Consider the following 17,747-nt stretch of genomic DNA (forward strand, 5'->3'; position numbering starts at 1 on the left):
CGCTTGTTCTTCACTCGGGTTCCTAGTTAAAACAGCAGCTTAGAGGAACATTGCGAATAATAACTTGCGATAAATCGCCTTGCTCAAGGCGTATTTCAAAAGGATATTTACCAAGCAATTGTCAAGTATTTCCTGTACGATGCCTGGCCAAGTTAATTTCTACAGGTTAATGGCCGCCATGCGTGTAAAAGCATCCAACAGCAAAGCAAAGCCAGCTCCAGCCGTTGAAACCAGCGAATCGATCAACAACCAGATCGCTGCGTTCCTCAAGTCTGGCGGAGAGATCCAGCAAATTGCCAAAGGCGTCAGCGGCCAGACCTTCGGCCCGTCCAAGCAGATCACGCTGGGCAAGAAGTAACTCCCCGTTAGCTGGTCCGTAAGCGCTTTGAGCTTCGAAGCGCTTGGACTGGAACCCTCCCGCAATACCCCATAAAACAAATCAATATTTCAAAAATCGACGAACGGCCCTCGATGCCGGACATTCGTCGGTATGCTTGCACGTGTCTGGATCAAGCGTTTCAGCAGGTTTTCAGGACCTGCTCCTCGCTGTTCATGGAGTGACGCATGCTCAAGTCCCCTCTTTTTCTGCTCGGCAGCCTGCTGTGGTATTCGGTCGCCCAAGCGCAAGTCTTCCAGCGCGAACTGGGCGATTTCGATCTCCAGCTCGCGACCACCCCCAGCCGCAGCATGGCCCAGGGGCTGGTCAAACCCTCGACGACCGGCTCGTTCCATGGTGGCCTCGACCTGAGCCACGACAGCGGCTTCTACGTCGGTCAATGGGCCCCCAGCATGGGACTGAGCCCGTCGAGCAATCTTGAAGTCGATTCCTACATGGGCTTTAAACAGCCTTTCGATCACTCCTTCGGCTACGAAGTGGGCATGATCCATTACAGCTACCCGCAAGTGGACACCCTTGACAGCCAGGAGCTGTTCGGCGGCCTGACCCTGCTGGGCAGCCGCTTCGGCGCGGCCTTCAGCAACGACCCCGACAAACAGAACAGCACCCTGTTTGCCGACCTCAGTGGCAATCAGCCGTTCGGCATCGGGCTCAGCCTGAAATACACCACCCACCAACTCAACACGCCGGTGTCCGTCGACGATGGGTATGTAGGGAGTTTTACCGACTGGTCGGTGAAATTGTCCCGCCCATTCATGGGCATCGATCTGGACTTGATCTACAGTGATTCAAGCCTTAGCGGCAACGATTGTTCCGCTTATTCAGGCCACAATGCCCAGTGCGACGGCGTGGTGACGCTCAAGGCTGCACACAGCTTCTATTAATTGGCTGAACCGCCGGGCTTATCCCGCGATCACACAAGAGAACCCCTCAAGAAACCAGGTCTTCGCAAGGACTCATCATGTCGCACTGGTTGAAGCAGGTCGGCGTCATCATCACCCTTAGCCTTACCGTCGCCGCATGTAGCCGCGTAGGCCTGGCTTACCGCAATCTCGACGTGATCATTCCCTGGACGCTCAGCGACTACCTGGAGATGAATCACGAACAAAAAGACTGGTTCAACGAGCGCCTCAAAGAACACCTGACCTGGCATTGCAACACGCAATTGCCCGGCTACCTCGACTGGCTGGATCGCTTGCAGGCCATGGTCGAGGCCAACCAGATCACCGACGCCGCACTGCGAACCCGCGCCCAGGAAGCTAAACAGGCCATCGCCGAAACCGCCCGGGAAATCACCCCGTCGGCCATCGAGTTGTTGCAGGGTCTTGATGACAAGCAAGTCGCGGAAATGAACGATGCCTTCGCCAAGGACCAGCGCAAACGTCAGGAGGCCTACCTCAAACCGTCTCTGGAGCAACAAATCAGGGAGCGGAGCAAGCGCATGGAGAAACGCCTGAATGTCTGGCTCGGCCCGCTCAACCCGAGCCAACAGCAACGGGTAGTGGCCTGGTCGACTGCCTTGGGTGATCAAAACACACAATGGATTGCCAACCGCGCCCATTGGCAACAGCAATTCAGCGCGGCAGTCGCGCAGCGGCAGAGCCCGGAATTCCCACAGCGAATCGAGACACTTCTGGTGAATCGCGAGAGTTTGTGGACGCCGGCTTACCGCGAGGCCTACGACAACACCGAAGCCCAGGCTCGGGCGTTGCTGGTGGACGTGATGGCCGAGAGCACACCGGTTCAACGTGAACGGTTGCTGCACAAAATTGAAGGCGTGCGCAAGGATTTCGCCGATTTGAAATGCCTGAAAGCGGCGCGGAAGGTATAGGTTCCAAAGATAAAAGCTTCGCGGGCAAGCCTCGCTCCTACGGATAAGTGTCGTTCACACATTTTGTGAACAACACAAAACCCGTAGGAGCGAGGCTTGCCCGCGAAGCTTTTTACGGTATCAAGCAATCTGCGCCTTCGACGCCACCTCATCAAACGTCAATTCCTCCAGCGCATCTTCCTGTTCATCCAGCACCTGCCGCGGATGCTCATTACCCGGAATGCTGCTGTCGATCAGGCTCAACAAACTCGAGCCCCTGGGCGTCAAAATGTAGTTCTCGCCATTACCACCCTGGTCCTCGGGCCGAGGCTCGATATAGCCGCGCTGCAGCAGTAGTTTTTCATACTCGCCAGCCACCGTTTTCAGGTGATCCAGGTTCTCGAACGGCTCACCCGCGGCGGCTTTCTGCGCCGCATACTGCTCGGCATAAGGCCGAGGAGTGAAACTGTGGCCAGCGCCGTTCTGCACTTCATGCAGCAAGCGCTCCATCAAATCCCAGTTATAAGTCGTCATCCTGATCAACCTCCAGAGCCCGTGAGTGAAATGGCCTTCATAGTTGTGACCGACATGAACAGCAGCCGTTCAGCCGAGATATTTCGCCTTACCGACCGGCGGCCTGTCGATTTGAGCGCAGGCCAAACGACTAGGCTGTGTAAGACGGTTTACCCCTCTGCGCGGATCGACTTTCGCCAAAGCATGCAGGAGAAATCACCATGAACATTCAGAACCATCCGGTCGTGTCCCGGGAAGAATGGCTCGCCGCCCGTAAACAACACCTGGCCCACGAAAAAGCCTTCACCAAGGAACGAGACAAACTCAGCGCCGAACGCCGTGCCCTGCCCTGGGTGAAAATCGACAAACCCTACCGCTTCCAGGGCCCCAACGGCGAACTGAGCCTGGCCGACCTGTTCGGCGGCCGCAGCCAATTGATCATCTACCACTTCATGTTCGCCGCAGGCTGGGACGAAGGCTGCCCAGGCTGCTCGTTCCTCTCCGACCACATCGACGGCGCCAACCAACACCTGGCCCATCATGATGTAGCCGTGGTCGCGGTTTCCCACGCCCCGTTCGCCGAATTCCAACCCTTCAAACGGCGCATGGGCTGGAAATTCGACTGGGTCTCGTCCGAAGGCTGCGACTTCAACTATGACTTTGGCGTCTCAGCCCGAGCCGAAGACGTCGCCGCTGGAAAAGCCACCTACAACTACGAGAAATCCGACGGCGCCGAAGAAGAACTCCCAGGGCTCAGCGTGTTTTATCGCAATGAAGCGGGGGAGATTTTTCACACCTATTCAACGTATGCCCGAGGTTTGGATTTGCTGGTGGGGGCCTACAACTATCTCGATCTAACGCCGAAAGGGCGTAATGAAGAGGAGATCATGGATTGGGTGAGGCATCACGATCGGTATGAGAACAAGGCCTCGGCCAGTTGCTGCCATGGAGGATAGAACGCAGCCATCGCGGGCATTGGCTCGGGTTGAACACAACATCCGTGAACACCACAAATCCCCTGTGGGAGCGAGCCTGCTCGCGATGACTGACTGACATTCAACATTGATGTCGACTGATACACCGCTTTCGCGAGCAGGCTCGCTCCCACAAGGTTGCGTGGTGTTCTGTAGGTTGCATCCGTTTGCCTGACTGCAACTGGGGCAAATGCCCTACAACAACCTCGGAATCAGGCACCTTGCACCGCTGGAACGATGAAGCTTATAGTCCGCCCGTCGCCCAAATGGCGATTCAGGTTTGGCGACCTGATTATAGAGAATGCGAAGGCTATCAGCTTAATTGCAGGCGCCAACGCACCCGCAAAGCCGCTATTTTATGGCGGCTGTGCGCGGGAGATCTTCGGATCTGCCGGTTTCTCTGTACCGGTTCGCCAACCTGCGTACAGCTGCCACCCTCTCGTTTGGCGACGACTGAGTGACGGCATTAGCCAATCAAACAGAGATCTTCAAATGAATCGATACATGCCCCTCACCGGAATCGACCTGATCCCGGCGTCTCTACTTATTGATACCCAAGCGCCACTCGACGTCCTGCACGCGATGGCGGATTACCGCATTCGCACGGTTACCCAGGTGCTGGAGAACATCGCCTTTCGTGCCGAGATTGGTTGCGACACGGTGGTGCTTTCTGACTTTTCCAAACTGCTGGCCATTCCGTTGCGGGATGGTTGTGATTTGATGGATGTGATTGGTAGACGGTTGCGGGCGCAGGCTGCGGAGTGAATGAAAATGGGCGACCTATAGGTCGCCTGTTTCATATGGGGTATACAAATTTATTTACCTGCTTCCATTACACCCTCCTGAGGATAGATCAGAAGGTGTAAACCTTATTCAGGACGGGACAGACCAGACAAATAAATCCGTCCCCTTTTCTCCAGCCCCCTTTTCTCACAGGCATTTTAGGCATTAAAACCTTAATCTTCCGTCTTCGTCAGCGCCTGTAAATATTTAAAAGGAGAATTTCCGACATCAAACCCCATATCTAATGCTAACTGCTGAATTTCTTTAAGCTCATCAATAGTCAAAGCCACATCATATTCACAAATACGTTCACAAAGAATCTCTAAGGCCAAGCTCTCTTCATTATATTTAACATAGTCCAATGCACCCTCAAGAAACACCGCCTCCAAACGCCCTTCAAACTTAGCACCTAACTTTAATATTCATTGCGAGTACATAGCAGCCTACTTAATCGACTTATAGGGTGGTATAGGTGCGTCGTCAGGAAATGCAGTTACGACATTGCTTATCGCGGGTTGATAGACAACACGCCCCCATCGCGCACCTCGTAAGCAACCCACTTCGCTGGATCGCCATTTTTTGTGTACAAACCGCCCGTTCCTGTCTGGGCATACCACTTCGTATCTGGCGATGTCACAATATCACCCACTTCATGAATTACCTTATCTGCGGACCAGCTTTCCGGAAAACTGTTTTCCCCGACTTTAAAGGGGACAGATTTATTTTCTGACGCTATTTTCTGGCCACCACTCTTAGAAAATAAATCCGTCCCCTTTACGACCCAACCATAATTATGCCCCTTCCCCTCACCAAGTTTCTCGCTTTGACTCATAATCTTTAACCACATCAAAAATTATCTCAGAGGCCTTTTTTTTATCAATTATCACTTCAGACACCTTAACCAACTCCAAACCAGTTACTGCACCCCCCCTCACTAGAGAGACAGTTAAGATTAGCCCCCAGTATCCTTATTTTATTTTTAAACCCTACTGCAAAAACAAAGCACCCAAACTCTTCTAGATTATTTGACGATGCGTGAAACCTATAATCCTCAACAAAACCTTCATGAGACTCAGCGCCCAGCTTCGCAGGCAACATACCCTCAAGCATGTACAGAAATGCAATCTTGGCATCCATATGAAATAATTTCGAGTCATCAACTGGATTGACTAGAGCATTATCTGACTTCACACAGTGAACATCACCTCCTAACGTGGCAACACCCGCCACATCAGGAAAGATTGCAGAGTCAATAATAAAATGAAACATCCCATTTTTATAACTACCTTCTTGACTCCATTGCGGAATGTACTTCATCAGGATGGCAAATTTTATCGGATCACCAAAAATCATTTCATCACCTCCACTTTCCTTTTACCCCTAACACATCCTTTACACTTTGCGGAATATCGGCCTTATTAATAGGCACTCTTTCGTCACCCGTGCTTCCTGCCCAATGAGAAAAAAAGGGGACGAGAAAAAAGGGGACAGATTTATTTTCTGGCCACCACTCTTAGAAAATAAATCCGTCCCCTTTACGCTGTCCCCTTTACGCTCTCAAGAAAAACGTGGCCTGTCCCCGCCCTTCTCTTGTCTCACGCCTGCTTAATAACTTGAAAAAAAGTAACAACTGGACCGTAGTCCTGATCAGAATTGGAAACCTCAACAGAAAACAACCTATTCGGAAACTTATCCTTTAAAACCAAACGCCAAGATAATGCAACAATTTCGCACAACTGCTCAAAGACAACATCATCCACCTTATCAGTGCAGCCTGCAAAAACATCATATAAATGAGTATGATTTAACATTCTCTCTACTGCACCAATATCACCTTCAAAACTCTGCATCCAAGATGCAAAAACATCAACATTATACTTGCTTTCTAGAATAACAGCTTCGCCCACGACGACAAAATCAGGAAACAACAGTCGGCAAAACAACAATGAATCCTCAGGACTACATACATCACTCATATAAGCAAATACATCAACACTATTTTTATCCGCCCACTGGGATCGCCATAGTTCATACTTACTCAAACCACTAAACGGCTTAATTGTATTAATTTTTATCATGGGATCTCATCCAACGTAGCAGGTCTTGGTGGCGATTTCGTTGAGGGGGACTGAACTCTGATCGTCCCATCCGGCAACGTATTCTTTGTATATTCTATTACATGGGGCGTCGCTACATTAGCATGAGCGGCACCTGTAACATCAACTCTCTTAACAATCATTCCAGAAGAATCATAAACAGCATAGCTGGTAATATTCCCTTGGTTATCCGCCCGGTACATTGTTCCATTGGCGGGGCCACCTTCCAGTATGAATCGGCCACTAACCTGAGTGGCACTCTGAAGCGGGCCTCCAGCAAGGTTACTTGCATTCCGTGGAGTACGACTGCTACCTCCCTTCCCAATCACCCCCCCACCCATTGCGGCAAGCAGGTCACTGAACCATCCGGCATCTTCAGGCGAGACGCCTTGGTTGAGTAGGTTCAATTGCGATTGTGCTTTGGTCAGCGCCGTGATGGCACTGGTATTTTGCAGCTGATAACGATGCAGGTCCTCCTTGAACATCGAAGGAATGCTGTCATCAAGGGACATTTGAGCAAGACGCTCCTGCAAGCTGTTCCGATCATGCAAGAGATCACCGAAAAGCTGAATACACTGATCCGGACTACTGGTGCACAACCCCGCTAGCGCGTCATCATCAGCGACGCTTTGAAGCCGAAATTTCTCCTTAACTTCTTCACAGTTACCTTTGGCTGGACATCCACGGGCTTCGTCCTCCAAGGCATCAAGGTCCTGATGTCCCATGAAGTTGTACAGCGTCGCATTGTTGGCAACCCATGCCCCGGTTTGCAAATTGTCCGCATCAACATCCCCTTGCGTCGATGCCGCAAGCACCCCAACGATCTGCGACGCCATTGAGAGCAAGTCAGGGTTGCCACCAACCAACTTATTCAGGTCTACGATGAGCGCTTCATTCGCACCAGCCGCCAAGGCTCCGGTTGCAAAATCACCGCCTGTTATCTCTGAGAGCAACCCGCCCACCACGGCGTGAATGGCGACTTTAGCTGCAGAACCATCGTCAAACACGTTTTTGGTGTAATCACCTACGGCATTGAAGCTGGCTGCCGCCAATGTGTTGAACAAGGCAGTTTTCAACACATCACTCACGTTGACGTCTTCCCCCAGCGCCTTGCCCAGCAATGCGGACGTTCCGCCTTGCAATACCTGATTTACGCCAAACCGACCAATCCCCTCCAGGCTGCTGAGGTCAACGGTTACCTTGCCTGTAATCGGGTTGGTCGTTGTTTTCACAATGCCGTCAAAGACACCAGCCGTTAAACCAGCCGTCACACCCGATATCACATACCCCTTGAGCGCATCCGAGGACGTCACGTCCTTGAATACCGCCCCAAGATTCCCTCCATTGTTGATAAAACTAGTCGTCGCATTCGTCGCAGCACCCGTAGCCACTGCGGCAAGGCCTGCGGCTCCGATGGTCCCCATACTGGCAAAAGCACTCAGTGCCGCAGGGCCGACAAAGGCCGCCATGACAATCGCAATGATCAACTGCGAAGCCGGGCCAAGTCCCGAGTTCTCGTACTTGAACGACTCGTGGATTTCCTTGACCTGCCTCCAGTCCACATCGCCACGTGCTTCGGCTTGCTTCAGCCAGGCCAGTTGTGGATCGGCCTGGACCATCGCATCAATGGTTTGACTGACGGTTTGCTGATTCACCTGTTTGACGTCGATTTGCAGACCATCGACCGCCTTGATCACGATGTTGCCTTTGGCAATCATCTGGGTCTGGCGCAACGTCTCGTCGGTATTGCCCTTGCCTTTCGATGAGGTCCAGAAAGCGTCGCCATCACTCTTGGTGTGGCTCTCATCATGAAGGTCCTTCACCCCTTCAAAAACGATCGCCCCACCACTGTCGAGGATGATGTCCTTACCACTCTCCAGCTTCGCCACCTGATACCGCTGATCCCCCCCGCTGACCAAGCTCAGGTTGCCCCCGGTGGTGATTGCACTGCCGATGTTTTTTACATCGGTGACTTCATCACGCTGGGTTTTTTCGGCGCCGAAACCGCCCTTTTTCTTCATGTCATACAGCGTGTAGTCGCGGTCTTGCGCCGCCAGCAGCTCGAGCTTGTCACCGGCCACCAGATAGGCCTCATCCCCGGCGGTGACCTTGCTCGAGATCAGCGTCAAATCCTTGCCCGCCTTCAGGGCAACGTTGCCCCCCGCGGTGATCTCCGAGGACACCTGACTGACATGGTCTTCCTGCTTGGTGACACTCTCGGTTTTTTCATACGAGTGCTGTTCATCCGCCGCCGAGGCCAGGGTCAGATTGTTTGCGGCAGCCATGGCGATGTCGCCTTGGGCATCGATCTGACTGGCAATCGCGCTCAAGTCGCGGCCGGCGTCAATGGTCATATCGCGCCCCGCCGAGACCTGAGAGCCAAGCTGCGTCACCGACGCATCGTTATGATCCCGGCCATCGGTGATGCTGTTGCTCTTTTGCGCCGACACGATGTTCACGTCCCGGCCCGCGTTAATCGTCAGCTCACCCCGGCTGTTGACCACGCTGCCGATGGTGTTGAAATCGCGCCCGGCACCGATGGTCAGGCTGTTGGCCGCTTCAATCCGTGCCGCGCTGTCGGCAAAGCCCTGGGACCAGGACCATTGGCCGTTCTGGTCGTCGTAACTGCTGACGGTGCGTTCGTTGATCACGTCGCCCCGGGTGGCGGTGAGCGTGACGTCACGGCCGGCGATGATGCCGCCGGCCTTGTTGACGAGGTTGTTGCTGGCTTTCAGGTCGAGGCGGTTGCCGGCTTCCGCCAGACCGCTGTTGACCAGGTCGTTGCTGGCGGTGGCCGACAGGTTGTTGGAGGCGCGCAAGGTGCCGGCGTTGTTCAGGTCCTTGCCGGCGATCAGGGTGATGTCGTTGCCGGCAATCAACGCGCCGTTGGGTGATAAACGGTTGTTGGCCTGGGCCAGATAGAGCACCGGCACCAGCACCTTCTCGCCGTTCACTTCGTGCTCTTCCATCCAGACAATATCGTGGGTCAGCGCTGCGACCTGTTCGGAGGTCAGGCTGACGCCCAGAGACAGGTTGAGCTCCGTTTTGCTGGCGACGGCGTTGTTCATCAGGTATTTGAACAAGCCCTCGTCGCTGGTCTGGCCACCGATGAAGCGTTGGCCGGTACGGGCCACTACCGCTTGCTGGATCAGGCGTTGTTCGTAGAGGCCATCGCCCAGGCGTTTGGCGCTGGTTTCCGGGTCGTAACCGAGGTTCGACAGCAGGTAGTCCGAGCTCATGAACTGCTTGAGGTCGGTGAGTACCGGGTTGGTTTCGATCAGGTATTTGTGCGGCTGGGATTTGCCGGCATTGTTCGGCAGGCCTTGCACACGGTTGATCGTGACGGCGCTGGTGGCCGGTACCGTTTGCTGCCGCTGGGTCGGGCTGATGCTGGCACCGCCCAGGGTCCAGCTTTGCGGACCGTTGTTGCCGGCGCCAGAAGCCGTGCCCTGCGTGCTGAGGCGGAACAGGCCGTTTGTACCTTGCGGCAACACGAAGCCCGGCAGCGTCAGGGGATCGACCCGTTGTTGGGCCAGGTCCGGTGGGAGTTGGCTGTTGAGGTGGACGATGAATGGAGTGGTCGCGCGTTGGGTGCCGGTGGCGTCCACCTTGCTGTCGCTGGTGACAATGGGCGCGTTGACCGTTTGCACGCTGTTGTTGAAAGAAGTCGAAGCGGTGATGGTCGTACTGCCACCGGACTGAATAACGGCGTTGATGCTTTTACCGGTGCTGGCGGTTTGCGTGGCCGAGAAAACCCCATATTTGGTGACCGCTTCAGGCACCGGCAAGTTCTTCGACGGATCGTAATCAGGGTTGAGCTCGGTGCTTAATCCGCTCTCCTGTTGGTAGAAGTAACCGCCATCGGCTCGCCGGTATAACGGCACGTATTTGGCGCTGTATTTGTTGTACTCATTGACTGCACCGCCCGGGTCGATCAACCCCAGGTAGATGCTTCCCGGCTCCGTGTCGGCAGGGTTTTTATAGTGGCTGCGATAAGTAATGGTCTCTAGATCCACACCTTCATTCTTGAACGTGTCGACCGTGATGTTGATGTTTTTGGCAGCCGACACCGAGCTGTATTGATTGAGGAAGTTCGATCCAGTGATATCGAGGTTACCCCCGGATGTCAGGAAGGCAGACGGCGAGTCTTTATCGACCGTGCGCTCATACACTTCAGTGACGTAGTACCAGACGTTCCACTCGTCCGAGCAATGGCTACAGCTGTGGGTGATAGTGCCATTCACCCGTTGCTCCGCGAAGGTCAGCACGTCCCTGCGGTTGCTGATTGAAGTCGCCAGCAAGCGCATGTCACCGGCGCTTTCCAGGCTGCCGGAGATGTTTTCGATAGCGTCGGCCCGCTCGCCCGCCGCGTTCCGGGAGACGGTCAAATCACCCAGGCTGTAAATGTCGCCATAGTTGTTCGTCAGCGTATTACTGCGCAGCTGCATGTTCGCGCCGCTGAAAATCAGGCCCCGCTGATTGAGCAATTGCGAGGCGTTAACCGTAAGGTCTTGTGCACTTCCCACAGTGCCGTAGTTGCTGAGGGATGCCGTATTGAGCAGCAGATCGTCATTTGAGGTGATCCGCCCATAGTTGATGATCGGGCCCGAGGCACTGATATCTGTCCGCCCGCCGCCGGCAATTCGTCCGGCTTCGGCCAGATTCAGACTGGCCGCGCTGAGCGAAAGACTCCCCAGGCTGGTGACTCGACCTGCACCGGTATAGGCACCACTGAGGTTGAGCTGCAGGCTGCCGTCACTGGCAATCAACCCCTCGTTGAACCAGTTGACACCGGTACCGACGAGGCTCTCCGAGGCCAGCAACTGACCGCTCGCCGTCTGGGTGAAACTGGTGACGTTGACCTTCAGACGCCCGGCCTGGATGACGTTGCTGTTGGTCCAGCTGTCGGCGTTGAGGGTCAGGCCGCCACGGGTGACGATGCTGCCGCCGGCGCCGGTGACGTTGGCGGTGGAAATGTCGAAGGTGCCGTTGCCCACGTGCAACAAACTGCCGCCGCCGTTGAGGAAACTGCCCACCACCATGGTCAGGTCGGTGTTGGCGCTTTCCAGGGTGCCGTTGCGGTTGTCGAACAGGCCACCGATCTGGAAGCTGGTTTTGCCATTGGTGCCGAGGGCGCGCAGTTGACCGGTCTGGTTATCGAGGCTGGCGGCCTTGATCGCCAGGGTAGTGTCGCTCTCGATGATGCCCAGTCGATTGTTCAGGGCGCCGCTGAGATTGAGGTCGATCTGTTGACCGGCAATCTGGCCGTCATTGTCGCCGCTGTTGTCAAAATTGTTGCCGGTGACGTTGACCTTGCCTTTGGCATAGAGGCCGCCGTTGCGGTTGTCGAAGTTGCCCGTGACGATGATCGCGTCGCCGCTTTGCGCAGCGATACGCCCGCCGTAGTTGTCGATGCCGGCCAGCGCGGTCAGGTTCAGGCGCTGGGCCTGGGTGACGCCGCTGCGGCGGTTGTTATTCAGGTCATAGCCGTTTTTCAGTACGCCGCTCAGGTTGGCCGTAAACGCGGCTTGCAGGCTGGCGAGCACACCGCCGCGGTTGTCGAGGTTGGTGGCCTTGATGGTCAGGTCACCGTCCGTGGCGACGATGCGGCCGCTCTGGTTGTCGATATCGCCACTGACCGTGAGGTTCAAAGCCCCTTGGCTTTGCAGGGTGCCCTTGGCGTTGGCGAGGCTGGCGGCCTGGATTTGCAGGTCGCCCTTCTGACTGTAGATCTGGCCGGCGGCGCTGTTTTGCAGCGTACCGTCCGTGGTGATGGTCAGCAGATCGTTGGCGGCGATGGTGCCGAAATTGCGGTTGTCCAGGCCACCGGTGAGCAGGGTCATCAAGCCTTGGCTGGTGAGCTGGCCACCCTGGTTATTGATTTGCGTGGCACGCTGCACCAGCAGCGGGCCGGCGCTGGCCAGTTTGCCTTTGGTGTTGGTCAGGATGCCGAGCAGGTCCAGGGTCACGGCAGCGTTGCCGATCAGATTGCCGCCGGTGTTATCCAGTGTGATGCCGGTGAAACTGAGGTCCTGTTTTGCGTTGACCGTGCCGCCGGCATTGCCCAGCGTCATGGCCTGCATGGTCAGGGTTGCGCCGCTGTCGATCAAACCGCCTTGGGCGTTGTTCAGCAGACCGCTGAGGGTCAATGTCTGGGCGCCGGCACTGGAGAGGATGCCGCCGTTGCTGTTGTCCAGGCTGGCCGCGTTGACGCTCAGGGTTTTCTGGCTGACCAGCGCACCTTCGCCGCTGTTGAGAATCGCACCGCTGACACTGACGGCCACATCGGCGTCGTGGCTCGACAGCGTGCCTTTGTTGCGGTTATCCAGGCTGTTGCTGGTGAGGCTCAGGCCTTGCCAGCCGGAGATCAGGCCGACCTGGTTGAGTACCGTGTCAGCGTTGACCGTCAGCAGGTTGCTGCTGATCAGTTTGCCGCCGCTGTTATCCAGGGCGCGGGCCGCGAGGTCGAGGCTTTGGCTGCTGGAGATTTCACCGTTGCGGTTATTCAGGTCGCGCAGGTGCTGGAGGCTCAGCAAGCCTGCGGTAGTGATCAGACCGCCGCTGTTGTTCAGGTCCCCGGTGGCCGCCCCGAAGTCGATGGCAACGGCGCTGCCCAGCAAAGAACCGTTCTGGTTATTCAGGCCGCTACTGTTGATTATCAGGCCGGTGGTGGCGTTGATCAGGCCTTTGATGTTGGTCAGCGCCTGATCGATGCGCAGGGTCAGGTTCTGATTGCTCAGCAGTTTGCCGTTGCTGTTGTCCAGGTTCTGCGCGGCCAGAGTGAAGGCCTCGGCGCTGGAAATCTCGCCGCCATTGTTGACGTCCTTGAGGTTTTTCAACATCAGCAACGGTGCGTTGATCAGCCCGTTCTGGTTGTTTAGTTGGCCCTGATTCACGTCCAGGCTCAGGGACGTTTTGCTGAACAGCTGACCGCCCTGCTGATCGAAACCGGCGACACTGGCGGTCAGGGCTTTGTCGCTGGCGATTCGGCTGGCAACACCGTTGCTGACTTGGGTCGCGGTCAAATCGAGCGTATCGCCGCCGATCAATTGCCCGCCCTGAGTGTTGTCGAACGTACCGGTGGTGACGGTGGTCGCGTTCTTGCCGCTGATCAGGCCGTTCTGGCGGTTGTTCAGGCTTTGGCTTTTGAGGGTCAGGCGGCTGTCGGTGGTGATCGAACCGTCCTGATTGTTCAGCATTCCCGTCGCGGTCAGCGCCAGCGCGCCGGCGCTCGACAAGCTGCCGCGAGTGCTGTCGAGGCTGGCCGCGTTGACCGTCAGAGTGCCTTCGCTGCTGATCAGGCCTTCGACGTTACTCAACGCATTGTCGAGGCGAATATCCAGCCCGCGCTGAGCGACAAGGCGGCCATCGCTGTTGTCCAGACTCTGGCCCACAACCGTGGTGATGCCCGTGCTGGAGACCTCGCCATTGCGGTTGTTCAGGTGGCCAAGGGTGGCGTTGAGATTACCGCTGCTGTTAATCAGTCCTTGGCCGTTTAGCACCTGACTGGCCGTAAGGTTGAGATTGCCCTTGCTCAACACCCGGCCGTTATTTTGATTGTCCAGCGTTCCAACCGTGATGTTCGCGGTTTGCGCGGCGCTCAATGTGCCGCCCTGATTGCTCAGAGTCTGGCTGGTGTTGACCGTCAGGGTACGGCTGGCCACCACCGTCTTACCGGTGTTGTTGAGGTTCTGCGCGCTCAGGCTCACATCGCCGTTGGCGTTGCGGCTGGTGTCGGCGTTGACCCCGGCTTCGATGATGCCGTTGTTGGTCAGCACACCGCCGGCACTCAACGTGATGTTGTCCCGGGCGGCGAGGGTTTGCTGGTTGGTCAGGTTGCCTTGGGTTTGCACGTAGACGGCGGTGCCGGCGTAAACCGGTCCCTGGGCGTCGAGACTGGCGGCTTTGACGTTGACGGCGCCCGTGGCAGAAGTCTGTGCGAGGCTGAGATGCCCATTGGCATCGAGCTGGATATCCCCGCCACTGGCCGCCAGGTTGCCGTCGAGTTTCACCCCGACCCCGGCCTCGGTGCCCACCAGTCTGATCGCCCCGGCGTACATGCCGCCGAGGGCCGAGGAGTCGATGGCCAGTTGCGGTTTGGCGCTGCCGTCATCGGCGCGGGCGGTGGCGTTGAGGCTGTCGGCGTTGACGTCGTTACGACCGGTGATGATGGTCAGGTTTTTCGCCTGAATTTCGGCATTGATCTTCGCGCTACGGGTGATGATTTCGAAGCGGTCGACGTTGTTGGCGTTGAGCCCGGCGCCGTCAATGGAGACGCTGCCCTGATCGACCTGGAAGCGATCCAGACGCCCGTTGTCCAGCACCGGTTTGCCGGTGGTCAGCGTCACGCGCGGGGTGTTGATGAAGCCGCAGCCGTTGCAGCTGATGCCATAGGGGTTCGCCACAATGACCCGCGCCGACTGCCCCGCCACTTCGGTGTAACCGCGCAGCTGACTCGGGCTGCCGCCGACCACTTCGTTGAGGATGGTTTGCGCAGCGACCCGGTTGGTCAGGTTGGGGTTGCCGACGATGATCCCGCCCAATTGCGTCGCGCCGGTTTGGTTGGCGACGTTGTTGAGGATCACGCCTTGGGCGCCGACGTTGTAATCGTGAAACTGGTTATGCGACAGGCCCGTGCCGTTGGGCGTGGCGATGTTGACGATCGGCACACCATTGCCCGCCTGACCGAGACGGGTGCCCGGCGAGGCCACCACAATCCCGTCCGCCTGCGCCCACATCGGCTGCCAAAACATGACGTTGGCCAACAGGAATGCCAACCCGCGCTTGGGCATGCCCCAGAAGTGTTCTCGGTTTTTGACGGCAGCAGAAGGCTGGCGCGCGAGGAAGGCGTAATGGCGAACGTCCATGATTTGAATCTCGTTAAAGCAGAATTTAGAGGAAGACATCCACGCGGAAATAGATCGGCGCTTCACGCTCGGTCAGCACGTCAGGGCGTTGCAGGGAATGGGCAAAAGTCACGCTGGCGGCCAGGTGCTGCCCCCGGGCAAACAGCTCTACGGAGTTGCTGGACATGCGCCCGTGCTGATTGCCGTTGTAGCGGTCGCCACGGATCACGCCCTGGTCGTAGCCGAGGCTGGTGCCGTATTCGGCGAACACCGGACGCAGCCATTCCAGGGTCACCGGGCGGCTCCAGCGCAGGTCGTTGCGCCAGTAGCCGCCGCTGTCGCCGGACAAGGATTGATCCTTGTAACCACGGATCGACGACTGCCCGCCAAGGCTGGTGCGCTGCGGGCTGAACAGCACGTCTTCGCTGCGCTGGCCGGTCATCAGGCTGCTGAAACTGAAGGACTCGCCCCACAGCTTGAACGGCTGCAAGTAGCTCGCGGTGGCGGTGTATTTGCGGTAACGCGCATCCGGCTCGCCGGGGCCCGGGTGACCGTTGCCCTGAGCATCGAACGCGCCGATGCCTTCCTGCATGCCCAGGTCGAGGTTGACGAACGCATTGCCGACCCGCCGACCGTGGTTGATGCCGAACTGTGCTTCGCTGATGCGGTTGCTGCTCAGCTTGAGTTTGCTGTCTTCGATGAAATTGTTGGTGCGCAGGTACGAGACACCGGTGCTGAGGGAGGTCTTGCTCAGGGCATCGCGATGGATCACCCGCTCGGCACGCAACTGATGGTTTTCGCTGTCGCCGGTCTGCTTGAAATTGAAACCGTTGGCCTGCGCTTGCGAGCGGTACTCGCTCTGGCTGTAGGTGTAGCTGAAATTCCACCAGCCCCACGGCACGCTGTAATTGAGCATCGCGTTGTTGGAGGTGTGCTGGTGATCGGTCATCGCATCGTGACCGCCGCGCAGCATCAACTGATCGGCCAGGCCCAGCGGGCTGTCCCAATCAAACGTCGTGCCCCACTGCTGCTCGCCGGTGCTGCGCTGGCCGTCATTACTGCGGGACAACCCTGCACGCCAAGGCTTCTGCGGCGTGTTCTTGACCAGCACTTCACTGCCACCGACGTTCTTGCCCGGCGACAACTCCATCTGCGCCTGATTCGACGGCAAGCGGTTCAGCTGATCCACCATCTGCTCGATTTCCCGCAGATTGACCAGCTCACCGCTCTTGCCGGGGAAAGCCATTCCCAGTTCACGGTCCGACAGCTTGCTGCCCTCCGCGCCCTTCAATCCTTCGAGCCTGCCCTCGACCACCAACACCTTCAGATGCCCACCGGACAAATCCTGCTGCGGCAAATAGGCCCGACTCGTGACCAGGCCTTTCTCGATGTAATGATCAGTGATGACTTTCAGCAACTCGTTGAGCTGCGTGACACCCAGGCACTGACCGATGTAAGGCTTGAGCAGGCGATTTTTTTCGCCGTCCGAAAGACTGTCTGCGCCTTTGAGTTCGATGTCCTTGATCGGGAAACAACGGGCGTCGGCCGGGGCCGTCGGTGGCGTGGGTTTGGCTTCCTTGCCGGGTAATTCCTTGAGCTCTTCGAGACGCCGACGCTGCTCTTCGAGCAAGCGATCCTGACGTTCGCGGATCAGATCGGTTTCACCGGGGGTGGGGGCGGCGTAAGCAAGATTCAGCGGAGAAAGGCACAGCAAAGCCAGGCACAACCTCGCCACGAGGGCGGGTGGGTACATGTTCGTTCCCTTGAATGAAGAGTGATGGCGCAATAGTGGCGCGATATTAGAGAGCCATCATTCTGACGTCAAATAATGGATCCATTCGAGTAGGTTAGGCGACGAACGGGTACCGTTAAATCAGCTGCTTCCGTTAGGAATGCAGGACATTTCTTGATGCAGGCGTCGAAAAACGTCCGCTATTGACGAGGTATTTCCGAAGAGAGACGCGTCCTACAGACAGATGAACTTTCAGCTACCAGTGACCTCAACCGTTTAACCGCCCAACACGGAATCCAAGGCCCCTGATATGAAACCTTTAATGACGCTCACCCTTGCCGCCACCCTCACCTGCGCCCTTCCCGTTTGGGCCTGTCCTCCTGACGAAGCCACCGCCAAGCGCGAACAATTGGCCCGGGAAGTCGCCAAGATCACGGAGCAAAACCCGGAAAAGGCCAAGGAGATCAACAAAGAGTTACAGAGAATGGATCTGGACACCGCCAGCAAGGATTTGCCGGATGAGTGTCAGTTGATTGATCGACGTCTCAAGGAGCTGGAGTCGGCGGAGAAGAAAGCCAAAAGTTAACGGCAAGATC

General features: G+C 56.6%; 12 protein-coding genes and 1 pseudogene. 6 read left to right on the plus strand and 7 right to left on the minus strand.

Features of this window, described 5'->3' with window-relative positions:
• Window positions 1-169: 169 nt before the first annotated feature.
• The 3 genes from BZL43_RS09640 (at window position 170) to BZL43_RS09650 (ending at window position 2,228) form a co-directional block, all read left to right on the plus strand.
• A complete protein-coding gene (locus BZL43_RS09640; RefSeq protein ID WP_017337097.1) occupies window positions 170-358 on the plus strand; it encodes a hypothetical protein in 189 nt (62 codons plus the stop codon).
• Between the two features lie 206 nt (window positions 359-564).
• Window positions 565-1,281, plus strand: a complete 717-nt coding sequence (locus BZL43_RS09645; RefSeq protein WP_095632100.1) for a TorF family putative porin — start codon at window positions 565-567, stop codon at window positions 1,279-1,281.
• 77 nt (window positions 1,282-1,358) lie between these two features.
• Window positions 1,359-2,228, plus strand: a complete 870-nt coding sequence (locus BZL43_RS09650; RefSeq protein ID WP_095632101.1) for a DUF6279 family lipoprotein — start codon at window positions 1,359-1,361, stop codon at window positions 2,226-2,228.
• Window positions 2,229-2,348: 120 nt separating this feature from the next.
• On the opposite strand, the gene BZL43_RS09655 is transcribed toward BZL43_RS09650, so the two are convergent.
• On the minus strand, window positions 2,349-2,741 hold the full coding sequence (locus BZL43_RS09655; RefSeq protein WP_095632102.1) for a transcriptional regulator: 393 nt from the start codon (window positions 2,739-2,741) through the stop codon (window positions 2,349-2,351).
• 200 nt (window positions 2,742-2,941) lie between these two features.
• Here BZL43_RS09655 and BZL43_RS09660 point away from each other — a divergent pair, with 200 nt between their 5' ends.
• Both BZL43_RS09660 and BZL43_RS09665 read left to right on the plus strand, forming a co-directional pair.
• Entirely contained in the window at window positions 2,942-3,676 is a 735-nt protein-coding gene (locus tag BZL43_RS09660) for a thioredoxin family protein (RefSeq protein WP_095632103.1), read from the plus strand.
• Between the two features lie 510 nt (window positions 3,677-4,186).
• Window positions 4,187-4,459 (plus strand): hypothetical protein, encoded by a 273-nt coding sequence (locus tag BZL43_RS09665; protein ID WP_028939944.1) that lies wholly within the window; start codon window positions 4,187-4,189, stop codon window positions 4,457-4,459.
• A gap of 191 nt (window positions 4,460-4,650) precedes the next feature.
• On the opposite strand, the gene BZL43_RS09670 is transcribed toward BZL43_RS09665, so the two are convergent.
• The 6 genes and pseudogenes from BZL43_RS09670 to BZL43_RS09695 all read right to left on the minus strand — a co-directional run bounded on the left by BZL43_RS09670 (window position 4,651) and on the right by BZL43_RS09695 (window position 17,172).
• Complete coding sequence (locus BZL43_RS09670; RefSeq protein WP_256582834.1) at window positions 4,651-4,899, minus strand: MafI family immunity protein; 249 nt, start codon at window positions 4,897-4,899, stop codon at window positions 4,651-4,653.
• 21 nt (window positions 4,900-4,920) lie between these two features.
• A pseudogene (locus BZL43_RS28795) lies at window positions 4,921-5,165 on the minus strand (EndoU domain-containing protein); the annotation flags it as partial.
• Between the two features lie 209 nt (window positions 5,166-5,374).
• Window positions 5,375-5,830, minus strand: coding sequence for an Imm42 family immunity protein (locus BZL43_RS09680; protein ID WP_095632104.1), 456 nt, complete (start codon window positions 5,828-5,830; stop codon window positions 5,375-5,377).
• Between the two features lie 242 nt (window positions 5,831-6,072).
• Window positions 6,073-6,555: a hypothetical protein gene (locus BZL43_RS09685; RefSeq protein ID WP_095632105.1), complete on the minus strand. Its 483-nt coding sequence runs from the start codon at window positions 6,553-6,555 to the stop codon at window positions 6,073-6,075.
• Window positions 6,552-15,440, minus strand: a complete 8,889-nt coding sequence (locus BZL43_RS09690) for a DUF637 domain-containing protein (protein ID WP_095632106.1) — start codon at window positions 15,438-15,440, stop codon at window positions 6,552-6,554. The genes BZL43_RS09685 and BZL43_RS09690 overlap by 4 nt, the downstream gene beginning before the upstream one ends.
• Before the next feature lie 25 nt (window positions 15,441-15,465).
• Window positions 15,466-17,172, minus strand: coding sequence for a ShlB/FhaC/HecB family hemolysin secretion/activation protein (locus tag BZL43_RS09695; RefSeq protein ID WP_095632107.1), 1,707 nt, complete (start codon window positions 17,170-17,172; stop codon window positions 15,466-15,468).
• 289 nt (window positions 17,173-17,461) lie between these two features.
• On the opposite strand from BZL43_RS09695, the gene BZL43_RS09700 reads away from it, so the two are divergent.
• Window positions 17,462-17,737, plus strand: coding sequence for a hypothetical protein (locus BZL43_RS09700; protein ID WP_095632108.1), 276 nt, complete (start codon window positions 17,462-17,464; stop codon window positions 17,735-17,737).
• Window positions 17,738-17,747 lie beyond the last annotated feature (10 nt).

Origin of the sequence: Pseudomonas sp. PICF141 (genome assembly GCF_002286815.1) — a bacterium.
Taxonomy (GTDB): Bacteria; Pseudomonadota; Gammaproteobacteria; order Pseudomonadales; family Pseudomonadaceae; genus Aquipseudomonas.

Coding starts and splice junctions, on each gene's coding strand:
- BZL43_RS09640 (WP_017337097.1), top strand. CDS start 170: ATGGCCGCCATGCGTGTAAAAGCATCCAACAGCAAAGCAAAGCCAGCT.
- BZL43_RS09645 (WP_095632100.1), top strand. CDS start 565: ATGCTCAAGTCCCCTCTTTTTCTGCTCGGCAGCCTGCTGTGGTATTCG.
- BZL43_RS09650 (WP_095632101.1), top strand. CDS start 1,359: ATGTCGCACTGGTTGAAGCAGGTCGGCGTCATCATCACCCTTAGCCTT.
- BZL43_RS09655 (WP_095632102.1), bottom strand. CDS start 2,741: ATGACGACTTATAACTGGGATTTGATGGAGCGCTTGCTGCATGAAGTG.
- BZL43_RS09660 (WP_095632103.1), top strand. CDS start 2,942: ATGAACATTCAGAACCATCCGGTCGTGTCCCGGGAAGAATGGCTCGCC.
- BZL43_RS09665 (WP_028939944.1), top strand. CDS start 4,187: ATGAATCGATACATGCCCCTCACCGGAATCGACCTGATCCCGGCGTCT.
- BZL43_RS09680 (WP_095632104.1), bottom strand. CDS start 5,830: ATGATTTTTGGTGATCCGATAAAATTTGCCATCCTGATGAAGTACATT.
- BZL43_RS09685 (WP_095632105.1), bottom strand. CDS start 6,555: ATGATAAAAATTAATACAATTAAGCCGTTTAGTGGTTTGAGTAAGTAT.
- BZL43_RS09690 (WP_095632106.1), bottom strand. CDS start 15,440: ATGGACGTTCGCCATTACGCCTTCCTCGCGCGCCAGCCTTCTGCTGCC.
- BZL43_RS09695 (WP_095632107.1), bottom strand. CDS start 17,172: ATGTACCCACCCGCCCTCGTGGCGAGGTTGTGCCTGGCTTTGCTGTGC.
- BZL43_RS09700 (WP_095632108.1), top strand. CDS start 17,462: ATGAAACCTTTAATGACGCTCACCCTTGCCGCCACCCTCACCTGCGCC.